The sequence below is a fragment of the Micromonospora sp. NPDC049204 genome (genome assembly GCF_040647935.1).
Classification (GTDB): domain Bacteria; phylum Actinomycetota; class Actinomycetes; order Mycobacteriales; family Micromonosporaceae; genus Micromonospora.
This window is the reverse complement of sequence record NZ_JBEZDC010000005.1, coordinates 68,278-81,615: the sequence shown is the minus strand read 5'-3', so window position 1 is coordinate 81,615 and position 13,338 is coordinate 68,278. Positions and strand designations below refer to the sequence as shown.

At 71.5% G+C, this 13,338-nt stretch carries 15 protein-coding genes; 6 read left to right on the top strand and 9 right to left on the bottom strand.

Annotated elements, in window-relative coordinates:
- Positions 1–3: 3 nt before the first annotated feature.
- A complete protein-coding gene (locus tag AB0A90_RS11805) occupies positions 4–855 on the bottom strand; it encodes a helix-turn-helix transcriptional regulator (RefSeq protein WP_357246153.1) in 852 nt (283 codons plus the stop codon).
- 104 nt (positions 856–959) lie between these two features.
- On the opposite strand from AB0A90_RS11805, the gene AB0A90_RS11800 reads away from it, so the two are divergent.
- The 4 genes from AB0A90_RS11800 (at position 960) to AB0A90_RS11785 (ending at position 3,674) form a co-directional block, all read left to right on the top strand.
- Complete coding sequence (locus tag AB0A90_RS11800; protein ID WP_357245364.1) at positions 960–1,619, top strand: NADPH-dependent FMN reductase; 660 nt, start codon at positions 960–962, stop codon at positions 1,617–1,619.
- A 1-nt stretch (position 1,620) separates the two neighbouring features.
- Positions 1,621–1,917 (top strand): hypothetical protein, encoded by a 297-nt coding sequence (locus AB0A90_RS11795; protein WP_357245362.1) that lies wholly within the window; start codon positions 1,621–1,623, stop codon positions 1,915–1,917.
- Positions 1,918–2,142: 225 nt separating this feature from the next.
- Complete coding sequence (locus tag AB0A90_RS11790) at positions 2,143–2,895, top strand: YebC/PmpR family DNA-binding transcriptional regulator (RefSeq protein ID WP_357245360.1); 753 nt, start codon at positions 2,143–2,145, stop codon at positions 2,893–2,895.
- A gap of 134 nt (positions 2,896–3,029) precedes the next feature.
- Positions 3,030–3,674, top strand: a complete 645-nt coding sequence (locus AB0A90_RS11785) for a DUF402 domain-containing protein (protein ID WP_357245358.1) — start codon at positions 3,030–3,032, stop codon at positions 3,672–3,674.
- 24 nt (positions 3,675–3,698) lie between these two features.
- On the opposite strand, the gene AB0A90_RS11780 is transcribed toward AB0A90_RS11785, so the two are convergent.
- The gene (locus tag AB0A90_RS11780; protein ID WP_357245357.1) at positions 3,699–4,772 is read right to left on the bottom strand and encodes a helix-turn-helix domain-containing protein; all 1,074 of its coding nucleotides are present in this window, start codon (positions 4,770–4,772) and stop codon (positions 3,699–3,701) included.
- A 251-nt stretch (positions 4,773–5,023) separates the two neighbouring features.
- Between AB0A90_RS11780 and AB0A90_RS11775 the strand changes: the two genes are divergently transcribed.
- Positions 5,024–5,572 carry a helix-turn-helix transcriptional regulator gene (locus AB0A90_RS11775; RefSeq protein ID WP_357245355.1) on the top strand — a complete coding sequence of 183 codons (549 nt, stop codon included), beginning with the start codon at positions 5,024–5,026 and terminating at the stop codon, positions 5,570–5,572.
- Positions 5,569–5,769, top strand: coding sequence for a hypothetical protein (locus tag AB0A90_RS11770; protein ID WP_357245353.1), 201 nt, complete (start codon positions 5,569–5,571; stop codon positions 5,767–5,769). The genes AB0A90_RS11775 and AB0A90_RS11770 overlap by 4 nt, the downstream gene beginning before the upstream one ends.
- Positions 5,770–5,773: 4 nt before the next feature.
- Here AB0A90_RS11770 and AB0A90_RS11765 read toward each other — a convergent pair whose 3' ends face one another.
- The 7 genes from AB0A90_RS11765 to AB0A90_RS11735 all read right to left on the bottom strand — a co-directional run bounded on the left by AB0A90_RS11765 (position 5,774) and on the right by AB0A90_RS11735 (position 13,227).
- Positions 5,774–7,561 carry a carbohydrate binding domain-containing protein gene (locus AB0A90_RS11765; protein ID WP_357245351.1) on the bottom strand — a complete coding sequence of 596 codons (1,788 nt, stop codon included), beginning with the start codon at positions 7,559–7,561 and terminating at the stop codon, positions 5,774–5,776.
- A gap of 174 nt (positions 7,562–7,735) precedes the next feature.
- Positions 7,736–8,797 carry an ABC transporter permease gene (locus AB0A90_RS11760; protein WP_357245349.1) on the bottom strand — a complete coding sequence of 354 codons (1,062 nt, stop codon included), beginning with the start codon at positions 8,795–8,797 and terminating at the stop codon, positions 7,736–7,738.
- Positions 8,794–9,687: an ATP-binding cassette domain-containing protein gene (locus tag AB0A90_RS11755; RefSeq protein ID WP_357245347.1), complete on the bottom strand. Its 894-nt coding sequence runs from the start codon at positions 9,685–9,687 to the stop codon at positions 8,794–8,796. The genes AB0A90_RS11760 and AB0A90_RS11755 overlap by 4 nt, the downstream gene beginning before the upstream one ends.
- 80 nt (positions 9,688–9,767) lie before the next feature.
- Complete coding sequence (locus AB0A90_RS11750; protein WP_357245345.1) at positions 9,768–10,487, bottom strand: response regulator transcription factor; 720 nt, start codon at positions 10,485–10,487, stop codon at positions 9,768–9,770.
- Positions 10,484–11,818: a sensor histidine kinase gene (locus tag AB0A90_RS11745; protein ID WP_357245343.1), complete on the bottom strand. Its 1,335-nt coding sequence runs from the start codon at positions 11,816–11,818 to the stop codon at positions 10,484–10,486. The genes AB0A90_RS11750 and AB0A90_RS11745 overlap by 4 nt, the downstream gene beginning before the upstream one ends.
- A gap of 123 nt (positions 11,819–11,941) precedes the next feature.
- A complete protein-coding gene (locus tag AB0A90_RS11740; protein WP_357245341.1) occupies positions 11,942–12,889 on the bottom strand; it encodes a permease prefix domain 1-containing protein in 948 nt (315 codons plus the stop codon).
- Positions 12,886–13,227 (bottom strand): PadR family transcriptional regulator, encoded by a 342-nt coding sequence (locus AB0A90_RS11735; protein ID WP_357245339.1) that lies wholly within the window; start codon positions 13,225–13,227, stop codon positions 12,886–12,888. Before AB0A90_RS11735 ends, AB0A90_RS11740 begins: the two co-directional genes overlap by 4 nt.
- Between the last annotated feature and the right edge of the window lie 111 nt (positions 13,228–13,338).

Genomic DNA, 13,338 nt, shown 5'->3' with positions numbered 1-13,338 from the left:
CGCTCAGCCGGCGACCGCGCGCAGGTGCCCCGGGCGGCGGCCCGCCAACTCGTCGAGCGCGGTCGCCGTGGCGGCGTCGGCGGGCAACTGCACCACCAGTCGCTGCGGGTCGGCCTCGGCCAGCTCCAGCGTCTCGACGTCGAGGCGGAGCAGCCCCGCGTCCGGGTGGCGCACCGTCAGCAGGCCGGCCCGTGCGGCGGTCACCGGTCGCCGCCGCCAGCGGTCGGTGAACGGCGCTCCCACGGTCCGGGCCAGCCGCTCGGCGAACGCGTCGCTGGCCGGGTCGCCGCGGCGCAGCAGGTGCAGCTGCGCGACCTGCTGGTCGGCCACCGCCGACCACTGCGGGTAGTGCTCGCGGGCCCGCTCGTCGGTCAGCACGAACCACACCAGGTTCGGTTGCGATCCGTCCAGCAGGCCGAGCGGGCGGGCCAGCCGGTCGAACGGTTCGTTCCAGGCCAGCACGTCGCCGAGTCGGTTGAGCACGTACGCCGGGGTGTCGCGTAGCGCGTCGAGCATGGCGCGGACCGTTGGCCGTACGGTGCGGGACACCGTCGGCCGGTCGCCCGAGCAGAGGTGCCGGGCGTGCTGGGCCGAGGCGAGCTGCCGCAGGTGTTCCCGGTCGGCGCTGTCCAGGCGCAGCGCGTCGGCGAGCGCGGCGAGGATCTCCGGCGACGGCCGGGTGTCGCGGCCCTGCTCCAGCCGGGTCAGGTACTCCACACTGACCTGCGCCAACGTCGCCAGCTCGGCCCGGCGCAGCCCCGGGGTGCGTCGGCGCGGCCCCTCGGCGAGACCGACCTCGGCCGGTTGCCGCGCCTCGCGGCGACTGCGCAGGAACGCGCCCAGCTCTCCGTCCATCACCGACCCAGTCTGGCAGCCGGCGCTGGCCGATGGGTGTCCCTGGCAGGGCCATCCTCGCGGCGGTCTCCCCGGCCCGTCCCGTCGCGCACAGGATCGTGGTCATGACAAACGCACAGAGCCCAGGACCGCTGCGGATCGGTCTGATCGTGGGCAGCACCCGTCCCGGCCGGCGCGGCGCGGCGATCGCCCGGTGGGCCATGGAGGTCACCGAGCGGCACGAGGCGGTCCGCGCCGGGGACGCCGTCTGCACGCTCGTCGACCTCGCGGAGCAGAAGTTGCCACTGCTCGACGAGCCGGTGCCGGCACTGTTCGGCGACTACCGGCACCCGCACACCCGGCGGTGGGCGGCGGTGGTAGACGCCTGCGACGCCTTCGTCTTCGTCACCCCGGACTACAACCGCTCGATCCCGGCCGCGCTCAAGAACGGCATCGACTACCTGTACGCGGAGTGGACCGACAAGGTGGCCGGGGTGCTGAGCTACGGCGTGCAGGGCGGTAACCGGGCAGCCGACCACCTGCGGGCGATTCTGACCGAGGTACGGACGGTGGTGGTGCCGACCGGAGTGGCCCTGTCGATCTTCACCGACTTCGACTCCACCGGGGCCGACCCGGGTGACCCGACCGCCGGCCGGTTCGCGCCGGGTGACGGCCGGGAGGCGGAGTTGTCCGCCATGCTCGCCGAGGTCGTGACCTGGTCCCGAGCGCTGCGTTCGGTCGACCCGGCACGGGTGGCGGCCGGTGCCGCGGAGCTGGTGGGCTGAGATGGAGACCATGCTGATCCGGTACCGGGTGCGTCCCGAGCACCTGGCCGAACATCTGCGGCTGCTCGGGGCCGTCCACGAGGAGTTGGCCCGGACCAACCCCGCCGGGCTGCGCTACCTGACGTTGCGGCTCGACGGTGGCCGGAGTTTCGTCGAGGTCGTGCTGGGTCCGGACCTGCCCGGCCCGCTGCCCGCAATGGAGTCGTTCCGGCGCTACCGGGCCGGGCTGGATGATCGGTGCGACGAACGGTCGATGGTCGAGTGCACGGTGACGGGGTCGTACGGATTCGGGATGTGACTCCGTTTTCCCCACGTCTGCCCGATTCGGGCGGACGTGGGGAGGTCGCCGCGCGCGGTGCATGACAGCGACCCGGGGGACGTCGGTAGGATTGCGGAGATTCGGCAGGGCCATCTGCCCGCCACGGCTTCCACCAGAGCTGACCGGCACCTCCGCGTGCGCCGGCGGGAGCGGGGCGTGAGCGGTGCGGTCGATGCAGCCGGCGGCTAGCAACGGAGGTAGAAGATGTCCGGCCACTCAAAGTGGGCGACGACCAAGCACAAGAAGGCCGTCATCGACGCCAAGCGCGGCAAGATGTTCGCCAAGCTGATCAAGAACGTCGAGGTGGCCGCACGGATCGGCGGCGGCGACCCCACCGGCAACCCGACGCTCTTCGACGCCATCCAGAAGGCGAAGAAGAGTTCGGTCCCGAACGACAACATCGACCGCGCGGTCAAGCGGGGCTCCGGCCTGGAGGCAGGCGGCGCCGACTGGCAGACGATCATGTATGAGGGCTACGGGCCCAACGGCGTCGCCCTGCTGATCGAGTGCCTCACCGACAACCGCAACCGGGCGGCGACCGAGGTGCGTACCGCGCTGACCCGCAACGGCGGCTCGCTCGCCGACGCCGGCTCGGTGTCGTACATGTTCTCCCGCAAGGGCGTGGTGATCGTGCCGAAGGAGGCCACGTCCGAGGAGGACGTGATGATGGCCGTCCTCGACGCCGGCGCCGAGGAGGTCAACGACCTCGGTGAGGCGTACGAGGTGGTCTCCGAGCCGACCGACCTCGTCGGAGTGCGCACCGCGTTGCAGGACGCCGGCATCGAGTACGAGTCGGCCGAGTCCTCTCTCGTCCCCAGCATGAACGTGCCGCTGGACGAGGACGGCGCCCGCAAGATCTTCAAGCTGATCGACGTCCTGGAAGACTGCGACGACGTGCAGAACGTCTACGCGAACTTCGACGTCAGCGACGACGTGATGGCCGCGGTCGACGCCTGACCCACGTACGGTCGCGCTGATTCCCGCCGGGCCACCCGTCGCCCGGCGGGAGTCAGCGGCCCGACCTGCTCTGCCGTCAACCCGGGCGGAGCGTCCGCGCCGCCCGGCGCCCCGCGACTCGGTACGATCCGTCGGTGAGCGAGGACGTGCTGGCGGAGTTGGTGCTGGACCGGTTCGCGCCGGGCGACGTGGTCGTGCGGCGTGAGATCCTGCGCGGCGAGGTGTGGTTCGGCTGCCCGACGATCGTCGTCGAGGATTCGCCCGACCTGCTCGCCCTCTACCTTCCGCCGGGCGCCGAGTTCGGCTTCCCCACCGCTGGCGTCTTCCCGTGTGGGCGTCACCCGTGGGAGACCGCCGGGCACCGCTCCTGGTCGGGGCACGGCAAGCTGATGCTGCAACGCCCCGGTGAGGCGCACTCCGTCGACGTCTTCTGGACCGGCCCCGGGCGCGACTTCGCCGGTTGGTACTTCAACCTCCAGGACCCGGTCCGGCGTACGCCGATCGGGGTGGACACGCTGGACCACGAGTTGGACCTGTGGTGGGGCGCGGACGCCGACTCCTACGTCTGGAAGGACGTGGAGATCTTCGCCCAGCGTCTTGTCGAGGGCCGCTATCCGGGCATGGGGGATGCCATCCAGGCCGAGGGTGACCGGATCGCGGCGCTGCTCGACGCGGGGCAGCGCTGGTGGGATCCGGCGTGGGCGGCGTGGCAGCCCGACCCGGCCTGGTCGGCGTCGCCGCTGCCCGCCGGCTGGGATCGGGTGCCGCCGGCCCGCTAAGCGGCCGTCGATCCACCGGAGTCGTCAGCCTCCCGGCAGGCCGTCGACCAGGAACATCTGGTCCGCGCCGTTGGTGCACCGCTCGACGAGCGCCTCGGCCGACACCTCGGTGTCGTCGTCGCGGAGCCCGACGCACAGGTCCGAACTGGTCAGCCGGATGCGGTACGAGGCCGGCGCGGCCGCGGTCGGCTCGAAGCGGAACAGTTGGAACGGGTCGGTCGTGCTGCACCTCTGCGTTGGTTCGAGCAGGTTCTGGCCGGGGTTGCCGTCGATGACGCTCAGGCAGCCCGTCCCGTGCTCCGGGTGGTCCCACTTGATGAAGTACAGCCCGCCGGCCGCCGGCTCCAGGTAGGTGTCGGGTGGGGTGGCGTCCGCGCAGGGACGCTGCACCATCACCTCGCTCCGATAGCGGCCGGTGCGGTCGTGCCCCTCGCTGAGGCAGAGCTGCGGGCTGCGGGCTGGGCGGATCTGGCTCAGGCGTGCGTTCGGCCCGATCGTCGGACTGGTGTCGACGTCCGGGGTGGCCGAGGGACCGTCGGATGTCGAACTGGCCGGTGTGCCGCGCTGGCCGGTGTCCTGGTCGTCGTCGGGGCGCTGGATCCAGAAGCCCAGACCGAGCACCGCCAGCAGGGCCCCGACGACGACGAGCGTCAGCGGCGTACGCCGGGCGAACCAGCGCGCCCGGTCCGGGGTTTCGCGCTCCACCACGGGTGCGGTGCTGCCGCTCGGCCGGCCCTCGGCAGTGCTGCTGGTCGACGGCGACGGGTCCGAGGTGGTGTCGTCGTCGGTCGGCTGCTGGTCCGGCCCGGTCGGTGTGTACGCACCCACCGCGAGACGGTGCCGCGCCCGTAGCCATGTCTCGACCTGATCCTCGGCACCGCAGGCGCGAACGAACGCGGCCACCACCTCCGGTCGCGGCAATGTGGAGCGGCGCAGGATGTCCGCCGCGGTGCTGCGAGCCAGCACGTCACCCGCCGCCGAGGCGCGCTGCTCCAGTTGCCGGTACGTGAGTCGCGACCGGTCCTTGAGCTGACGCAGCATCTCGATGAACTCGGTCGGGTCGGCCGCCTCGTCCGGTCGAAGTTCCCCCGTGGTCATCGTCCAATTCTCCTGATATCGGCGGGTCGGTGGCAAGTCAACGTCGAGCGACTGTCCGAGATGGTCGGACAAGACCCGGACAAGCCGCCCTGAGCTGCCTGGACATCGCAGCCCCTCGAGCAGGGCATTGTTCTCGTGGAAGGGCTTATCTAGCGTCTTTTCTCGATGGCCGTGCCGCTGGTCGCGGACGGCCGGTGGGCTCGGACCCGCACCGGTCCGAGCCGGACGAATCGACAACACGGGGGGACTTGATGGATGACGCTGCCCGGGATCCGGTGCCACAGGTGGCCACGGCGAGCGAGTACGTGGCGTTGCTCAGGGACGTGCGACGGCGCTCCGGCCTGACCTATCGGGAGATCGCCCGACGCGCCTCGGCGGCGGGACACTGGCTGCCGCCGAGCACCCTCGCCTCGATGCTGGGGCGGACGACGCTGCCTCGGGAGCGTATCGTCCTGTCGCTGCTGGTGGCCTGCGGCATGACGGCGGCCGAGGTCGACCGATGGGTGGAGATGCGGAGGGGCCTCGAGGCGCGCCTCAGCGAGCGGGATCGGTCAGAGAGCCACGCGGCACCGACCGACGTCGCCCCGTCCGCGACCGCCCAGGTGGGCGTCGGCCCCAGCGTCGGACCGGCAACGCCGCGACCCGGGGCGCCCTGGCCGTCCCGTCGCTGGCTTCGTCTGGCGACGCTCGCGGTGCTCGGCGTGCTGACGGTCGGGATCTCCGGTGCGCTGCTACCTGGTGCGGCGGGCTGGAGGTGCCGGCGGACGGCTGGTTTGGCTCGGACACCACCAGCCGGGTGATCGCCTTCCAGGCGCTGGGTGGCCTGCCGGTGAGTGGGACAGTGGATGGGCGGGTGCTGGACGCATTGTCGGGCGAGCCGATCGTGCCGGCGACCTGGCCGGAGGACCGGATCGGCAAGCACCTACGGCGGGTGGGTGACGCTCCCCGTTCGGCCCGTGGACCGGACGGGGAGCGTCCCCCCGTTCACACCGACTGACGGCTCACGGCCGCAGGCGGTTGGCGTAGACGTACGCCCCGACGGCGTCGCCGGTGGCGATCCCGGCTTCGGCGTCGAATCGGTAGTGCACGCCCAGGTAGATCCGGCTTAGCGCGTTCTCCTCGGCGGCATGACCGAAGCCGCTCATACGCCGGACGACGCCCTCTGCGTGCGGATCGTCGGTGGTGGCGTCGAAGGCGATCGCGTCGGTGCCGAAGAACCTGCGCATCACCGCCGCCCAGGCCCCGGCGAAGGTGGCGTGCCCGGAGACGTAGGCCGGGAAGGCCGGCGAGAACGAGACGCCGTTCGTGTCCTGCGACAGCGGCTGCCATCCGCCGCCGATCGCGCTCTCCGGCCGCCACAGGTCGATCTCGGTCAGGTACTTGGCGTCCCAGGCGGCGATGGCGGCGTCGGCGAGTGCCAGGGCGACCAGCCCGAAGAGCCGAGCGTTGGCCAGGATGCCGAGTTTCCGCTGCTTGGCAACGATCTGGGTGTGCTCGAAGAGTTGGCCCGGTGGCCGGTAGGTGGCCGCGAGGTCGTTGGCCCAGAAGAACGCGATCTGCGTCTGGTCGGAGGTGCGCAGAGACTGTCCCTTGGCGCCGTATGCGCGGACCTCCTCGACCTGGTCGACGTACTCCTGCTTGCCGAGCAGGTCCTCGTAGTCGACGGCGTCGGCGGGTAGGTCCGGCCGGAACTGGTCGCCGGAGGTCAGCGCGAACGGGGTGACCAGGCCCCACTTCGGGCTGATCGCGTCCTCGCCGTCGGTGGGTCGCCACGACCCCGGCACCCCCTCCACCTGGTACGGATCCTCGTTGTCGGAGCCGTCGTTGGTGCGGGCCTGAAGGTTCGCGGCGGCGGCTGCGGCGCCGACCGTGTTGCCTCGCGTGACCTCTGCGCCATTCACGCCGGACGGCCGGCGGGCAACGGCCCGATCCATGGCCGAGGAGAAGGAGCGGTCGTACAGAGCGGTCAGCACGTCGTGCGCCGCCTGGTCGATGGCCGCGTGCAGGGACGGTGCCACGACGTTGTCCATGGTGCCCGGGTAGCTGACCGGCACCCGTACCCGGTAGGGATTGCCGACCCCGGTGACCGAGACGGCGGCGTCGTGCATCGCCGCGTGCAGGATGGCCGCCTGTCGGGACAGGGCGGTGGGCGGTAAAGGCAGACCCTTGAAGGTGTCCAGCAGGATGCCGTTCCAGTACAGGACAGGGTCGGTGTTCGGGTCGACGGCCAACGGTGTGAGCGAGATGTTGTCCAACCGGACCGTCGAGGCGGCATGCCCGCCGAAGTGGAACAGGAGCACCGCTCTGGGGTCACCGAACGGCGAGGCGAAGTCGAAGGTGAACCGGCGCATCGTGGACGTCAGCGTGACGTTCTGGTCGACCGCGGAGGTGAAGGGCGTGTTCGCCCGGGAGACCGAGACGCGCAGCGGGCGGCTGACGTCGGCGGAGGCGTCAAACTGCAGCCGGTACGGCTGCGCGGCCGTCACCCCGAACTCGAAGTGGCCGACCAGGTCCTCGTAGGTGGGGTCGTCGACTGTCGCGCTGGTGCGGATGCGCAGCTGCCCGGCGTTGACCGTCGTGCTGGTCGAGGCGAGGCGGGTCCACCAGGGCTGGGTGCTGCCGTTGTCGAACGTGCCGTTGAGGATGAGGTCGCCCGGGGCGGCGGCGGCCGGCGCGGGCCGGACGAGGGCCGCGAGGGTGCTGGCGAGGACGACTGCGAGCAGCATGCTGAGCAGGCGACGGAGTTGCCGTCCGTGGTTGTGGTGCCGCGGGTCGATCGGTGGGTTCATCGAGAGCCTTTCCGGTCCGGGACCGGCGACGACGAGGTCGTTGCCGTGAGGATCGGCTCACCGTAGGAGCGTTCGCCCTGTTCACGGCCTGCGAACAACGGTCGGAACGCTGCCGCACACAGCGGGCGCCGGTGTCCCTTGAGGACACCGACGCCCGCTGGGCGAACCCAAGACTCAGCCGATCGTCTCCCGCTCCCGCCACGCGGTCCGCAGGGAGGTGCGGCCGTTGGTGCGCAGCAGCGATCCCTCGTACACCCGGGCGCCGGCGAGCAGGAACGCGCCGGTGGCGAGCAGCAGGACGACAAGCGAGACGAACGGCTCCCAACCGGCCGCGTCGCCGGTGAACAGCCGCAACGGCATGGCCGTGGGCGACGAGAACGGCAGGTACGACAGCACCCGCATCGCTGTCGCGTTGTCGTTCAGGAAGATCACCGCGAAGAACGGCAGCATGACGGCGAGCTGCACGGGTGTCGACACGGCGGCGAGGTCCTCCTGCCGGTTGGCGAGCGCTCCGGCTGCCGCCCACATCGCGGCGAGCAGCACGAAACCGAACAGGAAGAACGGCACGAACCAGCCGATCGCCGGGGCGAGCAGGCTGAGCAGGTCGCCGCTGTCGCCGATCTGCATGCCGATCACCGCCACCACGGCGATGAGCGCGATCTGTGCGAACGCCAGGATGCCGCCGGCCACCACCTTGCCGGCCAGCAACGCCCGTACCGGCACCGCCGCGACGAGGATCTCCACGATGCGGGTCTGCTTCTCCTCGGTGACGCTCTGCGCGATCTGCAGGCCGAAGGTCTGCGAGGTGATGAAGAAGACGAACGCGAAGACGAACGGCACCAGGAACGCCACCACCGGGTCGACCGCGTCCGGGTCGAGCAACTGCACCGGCGGCGAGCTGCTCAGCGCCTGGACCACGTCGGTGGGGGACTCGTCCATCGCGAGAACCTTCGGACCGGCGACCACCGCCGCGTCCACGTCACCGTCGCGGACGGCCTGCTCGGCGGCCCGGTCGTCGGCCACCACGCGGACGTCGAGTCCGGCGTCCCGCAGCGGCCCGGCCGCCTCCTGGGTGACGGCCACCGTGTCCGGACCGCCGGAGAGCAGCGGCGGCAGGATGGTGCCCGCCGCGGCGATCAGCAGGAAGAAGAGCGTGCCGAACAGGAAGGTACGGTCGCGCAGCTTGACGCGGATCTCCCGTTCGGCGACCAGCCGGGTGGCCTGGGTGATGTTCACTGGGTGACCTCTCGGAAGATCTCGGTGAGCGAGGGGCTGACCGGGCGGAAGGCGCGCACCGGGCCGCGCGCGAGGGCCGCCTGCAACACGGGCTGTTCGTCGGCGTCGGCCGGCAGGTCGAAGACCACCCGCGGGCCGTCCAGCTCGACCAGGGTCACCCCGGGTTGGTCGCGTACCCAACCGGCGTCGGTCGCCACCACCAACTCGTAGCGGGGCACGGTGTAGGAGTCGCGCAGCTGCTGTCGGCTGCCGGCGGCCCGGATCGTCCCGTCCCCGATGATCACCAGGTCGTCGCAGAGGCGTTCCACGACGTCGAGCTGGTGGCTGGAGAACAGCACCGGCACGCCGGCCGAGGCCCGTTCCCGCAGCACGGTGACGACGGTGTCGACGGCGAGGGGGTCGAGGCCGGAGAACGGCTCGTCGAGCACCAGCACCTCGGGGTCGTGCACCAGGGCGGCCGCGATCTGCGCGCGTTGCTGGTTGCCCAGCGACAGCGTCTCCAGCAGGTCGTCACCGCGTTCACCGAGGCCGACCCGGTCCAGCAGCGCGTCGGTGGCCCGCCTCGCGGCGGGCGCGTCCAGGCCGTGCAGCCGGCCCAGGTACGTCACCTGCTCCCGGGTGGTCATCTTGGGGTAGAGGCCCCGCTCCTCCGGCATGTAGCCGAAGCGCCGCCGGTCCCGCGGGGTCAACGTGCTGCCGCCCCAGCTCACCTCACCGGCGTCGGGGGCGAGCACACCCAGGATGATGCGCATGGTGGTGGTCTTGCCGGCGCCGTTGGCGCCCACGAAGCCGGTCATCCGGCCGGCGGCCACCTCGAAGGACACGTTCTTGAGCACCTGCCGGTCGCCGAAGCTACGGTCGACGCCGTCGAGGCGAAGCGTTCTGGTCACCAGTCCACGCTAGATCGAACACCCCGCCCCGCCGTCCGCCCGGTGGGTGAGCGGGCGGTCCGTCGCGCGGCGGATGGCGGTCACCCGCCGGGCCGGACCACCCCGTTCTCGTACGCGAACACCACCGCCTGCACCCGGTCGCGCAGGCCGAGTTTGGCCAGCACCCGACTGACGTGGGTCTTCACGGTCGCCTCGCCCAGGTGGATGGCAGCGGCGATCTCCGCGTTGCTCGATCCGGCGGCGAGCAGGACCAGCACCTCCCGTTCCCGTGGGGTCAGCCCGGCCAGCGCGGCGTCCGCCTCCGGCCCCCGGTGGGCGGTGCCCGCCGGGTCTCCGGGACGGGCGAACGTGGAGATCACCCGGCGGGTGATCTCCGGGGCGAGCAGGCCGTCGCCCCTGGCCAGCACCTGGATCGCCTCGATCAGCTCCTCCGGTGTGCCGTTCTTCAACAGGAAACCGCTGGCCCCGGCACGCAGCGCGGCGAACAGGTAGTCGTCGCGGTCGAAGGTCGTGAGGATCAGCACGGCCGGCCCACCGGGTCCGTCGGCGGTGATCTGCCGGGTGGCCTCCAGGCCGTCCATCCCGGGCATCTCCACGTCCATGAGTACGACGTCGGGGCGGGTGGCCCGGGTCATGGCGACGGCCCGTTCGCCGTCGGCGGCCTCGCCGACCACCTCGATGTCGTCCTCCACCTCCAGGATGACCCGGAAGCCGGTGCGGACGAGGTGCTGGTCGTCGGCGAGCAGCACCCGGATGGTCCGATCCGGTCCCGACCTCTCGTGGGCTGGCGCGGCACTCATGCCGTCACCTCCGTGTCGACGGCCGGCTGGTGTTCGTCGTGCGGCTCCCGCTGCGCGCCGACCGGTGGGTCGGTCGCCGCCAGCGGGAAGCGGGCGCGTACCCGCCATCCGCCGCCGGCACGCGGTCCGGCCTCCAGGTCGCCGTCGTGCGCGGTGACCCGTTCGCGCATCCCGATCAGGCCCAGCCCGACGGCGTCGACCCGGCCGCCGGCTCGCCCGTTGTCGGTCACGTCGACCTCCACCTCCCGGGCCAGGTAGCGGACCCGCACGTCCAGCAGGTCCGCACCGGCGTGCTTCAGGGTGTTGGTCACCGCCTCCTGCGTCACCCGATACAGCGCCTGCGAGACCGATTCGGGCAGCGCGACCGGGTCGCCGTACACCCCGAGGGTTGCCGTCAGGCCCGCGGCCCGAGCCCGCTCGACCAGCTCACCGATCCGGTCGACGTCGCCGCCGGCCGGCGGCGCGGCGTCGGCCGTGCCGGTGGTCCGCAGCACCCCCAGCATCCGGCGTAGCTCGTCGACCGCGGTGCGGGCGCTCTGCTCGATGGCGGTGAGCGCGGTGCGGGCCTTGGCGGGGTCACGGTCGAACACCCGGCGGCAGGCGGACGCCTGCACTCCCATCACCGACACGTGGTGGGCGACCACGTCGTGCAGTTCCCGGGCGATCCGGACCCGTTCGCCGAGCACCGCCCGTTCCCGGGACTCGGTCTGCGACCGGCGCAGGTCCTCGGCCTGGGTCCGCAGCTCGTGTTCGCGACGAGCGGCCACCCAGGCGGTCTCACCGAAGAAGTACGCGAAGCCGAAGACCAGCACGTTGAGCAGGACACCGGTGACCATCGCGGCGAGCACGGGTGGCACCGGCCCGGCCGCGTCGTCGAAGGCCCCGGGTGGAATCTGGTCGATCGTGATCGCGTAGTAGATCCCCAGCCAGGCGAACATCGTGGTGATCACGCCGATGCGCAGCCGCCGGGCGAGGCGACGGTCCTGCCCCCAGGCGCCGACGGTGTAGAGGGCGCAGAACAACGCCCAGGAGGAGAACTGGGTCTCCGGGGCCGATCGGGCCTGCGCGGCGATGAACCCCACCGAGACGATCAGCAGGGTCGTCACCGGCCAGCGCCGCCGCCAGATCAGCGGCACCGTCACCGCGACGGTCCAGAACAGTTGCTCCGCCCCGGACGGCGGCGAGCCCAGCAGGAACGCCCCGGTGCTGTGGGCCAGGGTGAGGCTGACCAGCGCCAGCACGGTCATCCCCAGGCCGAGCCACAGGTCCTTGCGGCGCTGCTGGGTGGTCGGACCCGGTCGGCGCCATTCGTCTCGCGGTGCCACGGTCATCCGGGAACGATGCCACGTCGCCCGCCACGCCCGTCCAGTGGGCGGACCGGTGCCGTCGGACCCGGGCCACGGGCGGCGGCCCGACGCGAGGTACGCGCCGGGCCGCCGGAGATGGGCTCTCACTCACGCCGTCTGACGGCGCGTCTTCAGAGCGGTGTCGATCAGGTCCCAGACCAGGATCGCCGCCGTGCCCACCGCGATGGCGACCCCGATGGTGTTGCGGTTGTCCGCGTCCGCCAGCCAGCTCAGCCGCTCGCCGAGGGCGGGGTTGAGCAGCCGGTCGGACAGCGCCAGCGATACCACCGGCACCGAGAACGCGAGGTTGACAAGCGCCTTGGTCCCGAACAGCGCCCAGGTCCAATGCCCGATCCGGTACTTGACGATCTCGAACACCAGGCTGCCGAGCAGGACGACGATCAGTGCCGGCAGCCAGAAGGACCACAGCGCCGGGTCGAGGACCGGGATGTTGTCGCCGTCGGTGTCGCGGACCCAGGAGTGGTAGTGCTGCAACGGCAGGTAACCGATCGTGGCCACCAGAAAGACCGCCGACGCGATGGTGTCGGCGAGGGACACGTCACGGTGCGCCGGGACGTCGGGCAGCTGGTCGACAGTCCACTCCGGCACGTGCACGGCCGTCTGGGTGCGCTCGATGATGGCGAAGGTCAGGGTGAGCCAGAAGGCGATCTGCACGGCCACCTGCATGGCCACGACGATGCCCGGCCCGATGGCCCCGAAACCCTTTCCTTCGGCCGCGTCGACCACGGTGACGATCGTGCCGACGAGCGCCGGGATGAAGCTGAGCAGCAGCTTCAACAGCCGCAGCCAGAGCAGGTAGTAGGTCGGGCCGATCAGCTGGAGCCGACGGTCGGCGTACCGGGCGGCCAGCACGTCCGGGTTGCCCAGCTCGGTGAGCACCGCCCGCTCGGCGGTGACCGGGTCCGCGCCACCGTCGGTCCGGCCCTCGATCATGTCGTCGATGGAGGCCCGCAGCTCGGTGGCGATCTCGTCACGACGCGGGGCGGGCACCGAGCGCAGGGTGGCGGCGAGGTAGCGATTGGTCAGGGTGTTCATCGGTCCACTCCTTGGATCAGCCCGGTGATGGAGGCCTGCACGGCGGCGAGGTCGTCGAGCAGCCGGTTCAGCATCGACTCGCCCTCGTCGCTGGTCCGGTAGAACTTGCGCGGTCGGCTCTCCTCGGTGTTCCACTCGCTGGTCAGCAGCCCCTGGTCCTCCAGGCGGCGCAGCAGCGGGTAGAGCGTGTTGGCGTCCACCGGGAAGCCGTGGTCGGTGAGCCGTTGCAGCAGTGCGTAGCCGTAGTCCGGTCGGCGCAGCGCGACCAGGCTGGCCACCACGACGGTGCCTCGACGCAACTCCTGTAGGTGCGTCCGTAGAACGTCCTCGCTAACCATGTGTCACACCATACTGTGTGCCACACAGTGTTGTCTACCGGGACATCATCGTGTCGCTCGCAGACTGGTGTGCCGGGCAGCACGCGGGGCGCCCGGCAGAAACCGGGCGCC

Coding starts and splice junctions, on each gene's coding strand:
- AB0A90_RS11805 (WP_357246153.1), bottom strand. CDS start 855: ATGGACGGAGAGCTGGGCGCGTTCCTGCGCAGTCGCCGCGAGGCGCGG.
- AB0A90_RS11800 (WP_357245364.1), top strand. CDS start 960: ATGACAAACGCACAGAGCCCAGGACCGCTGCGGATCGGTCTGATCGTG.
- AB0A90_RS11795 (WP_357245362.1), top strand. CDS start 1,621: ATGGAGACCATGCTGATCCGGTACCGGGTGCGTCCCGAGCACCTGGCC.
- AB0A90_RS11790 (WP_357245360.1), top strand. CDS start 2,143: ATGTCCGGCCACTCAAAGTGGGCGACGACCAAGCACAAGAAGGCCGTC.
- AB0A90_RS11780 (WP_357245357.1), bottom strand. CDS start 4,772: ATGACCACGGGGGAACTTCGACCGGACGAGGCGGCCGACCCGACCGAG.
- AB0A90_RS11775 (WP_357245355.1), top strand. CDS start 5,024: ATGGATGACGCTGCCCGGGATCCGGTGCCACAGGTGGCCACGGCGAGC.
- AB0A90_RS11765 (WP_357245351.1), bottom strand. CDS start 7,561: ATGAACCCACCGATCGACCCGCGGCACCACAACCACGGACGGCAACTC.
- AB0A90_RS11750 (WP_357245345.1), bottom strand. CDS start 10,487: ATGAGTGCCGCGCCAGCCCACGAGAGGTCGGGACCGGATCGGACCATC.
- AB0A90_RS11745 (WP_357245343.1), bottom strand. CDS start 11,818: ATGACCGTGGCACCGCGAGACGAATGGCGCCGACCGGGTCCGACCACC.
- AB0A90_RS11740 (WP_357245341.1), bottom strand. CDS start 12,889: ATGAACACCCTGACCAATCGCTACCTCGCCGCCACCCTGCGCTCGGTG.
- AB0A90_RS11735 (WP_357245339.1), bottom strand. CDS start 13,227: ATGGTTAGCGAGGACGTTCTACGGACGCACCTACAGGAGTTGCGTCGA.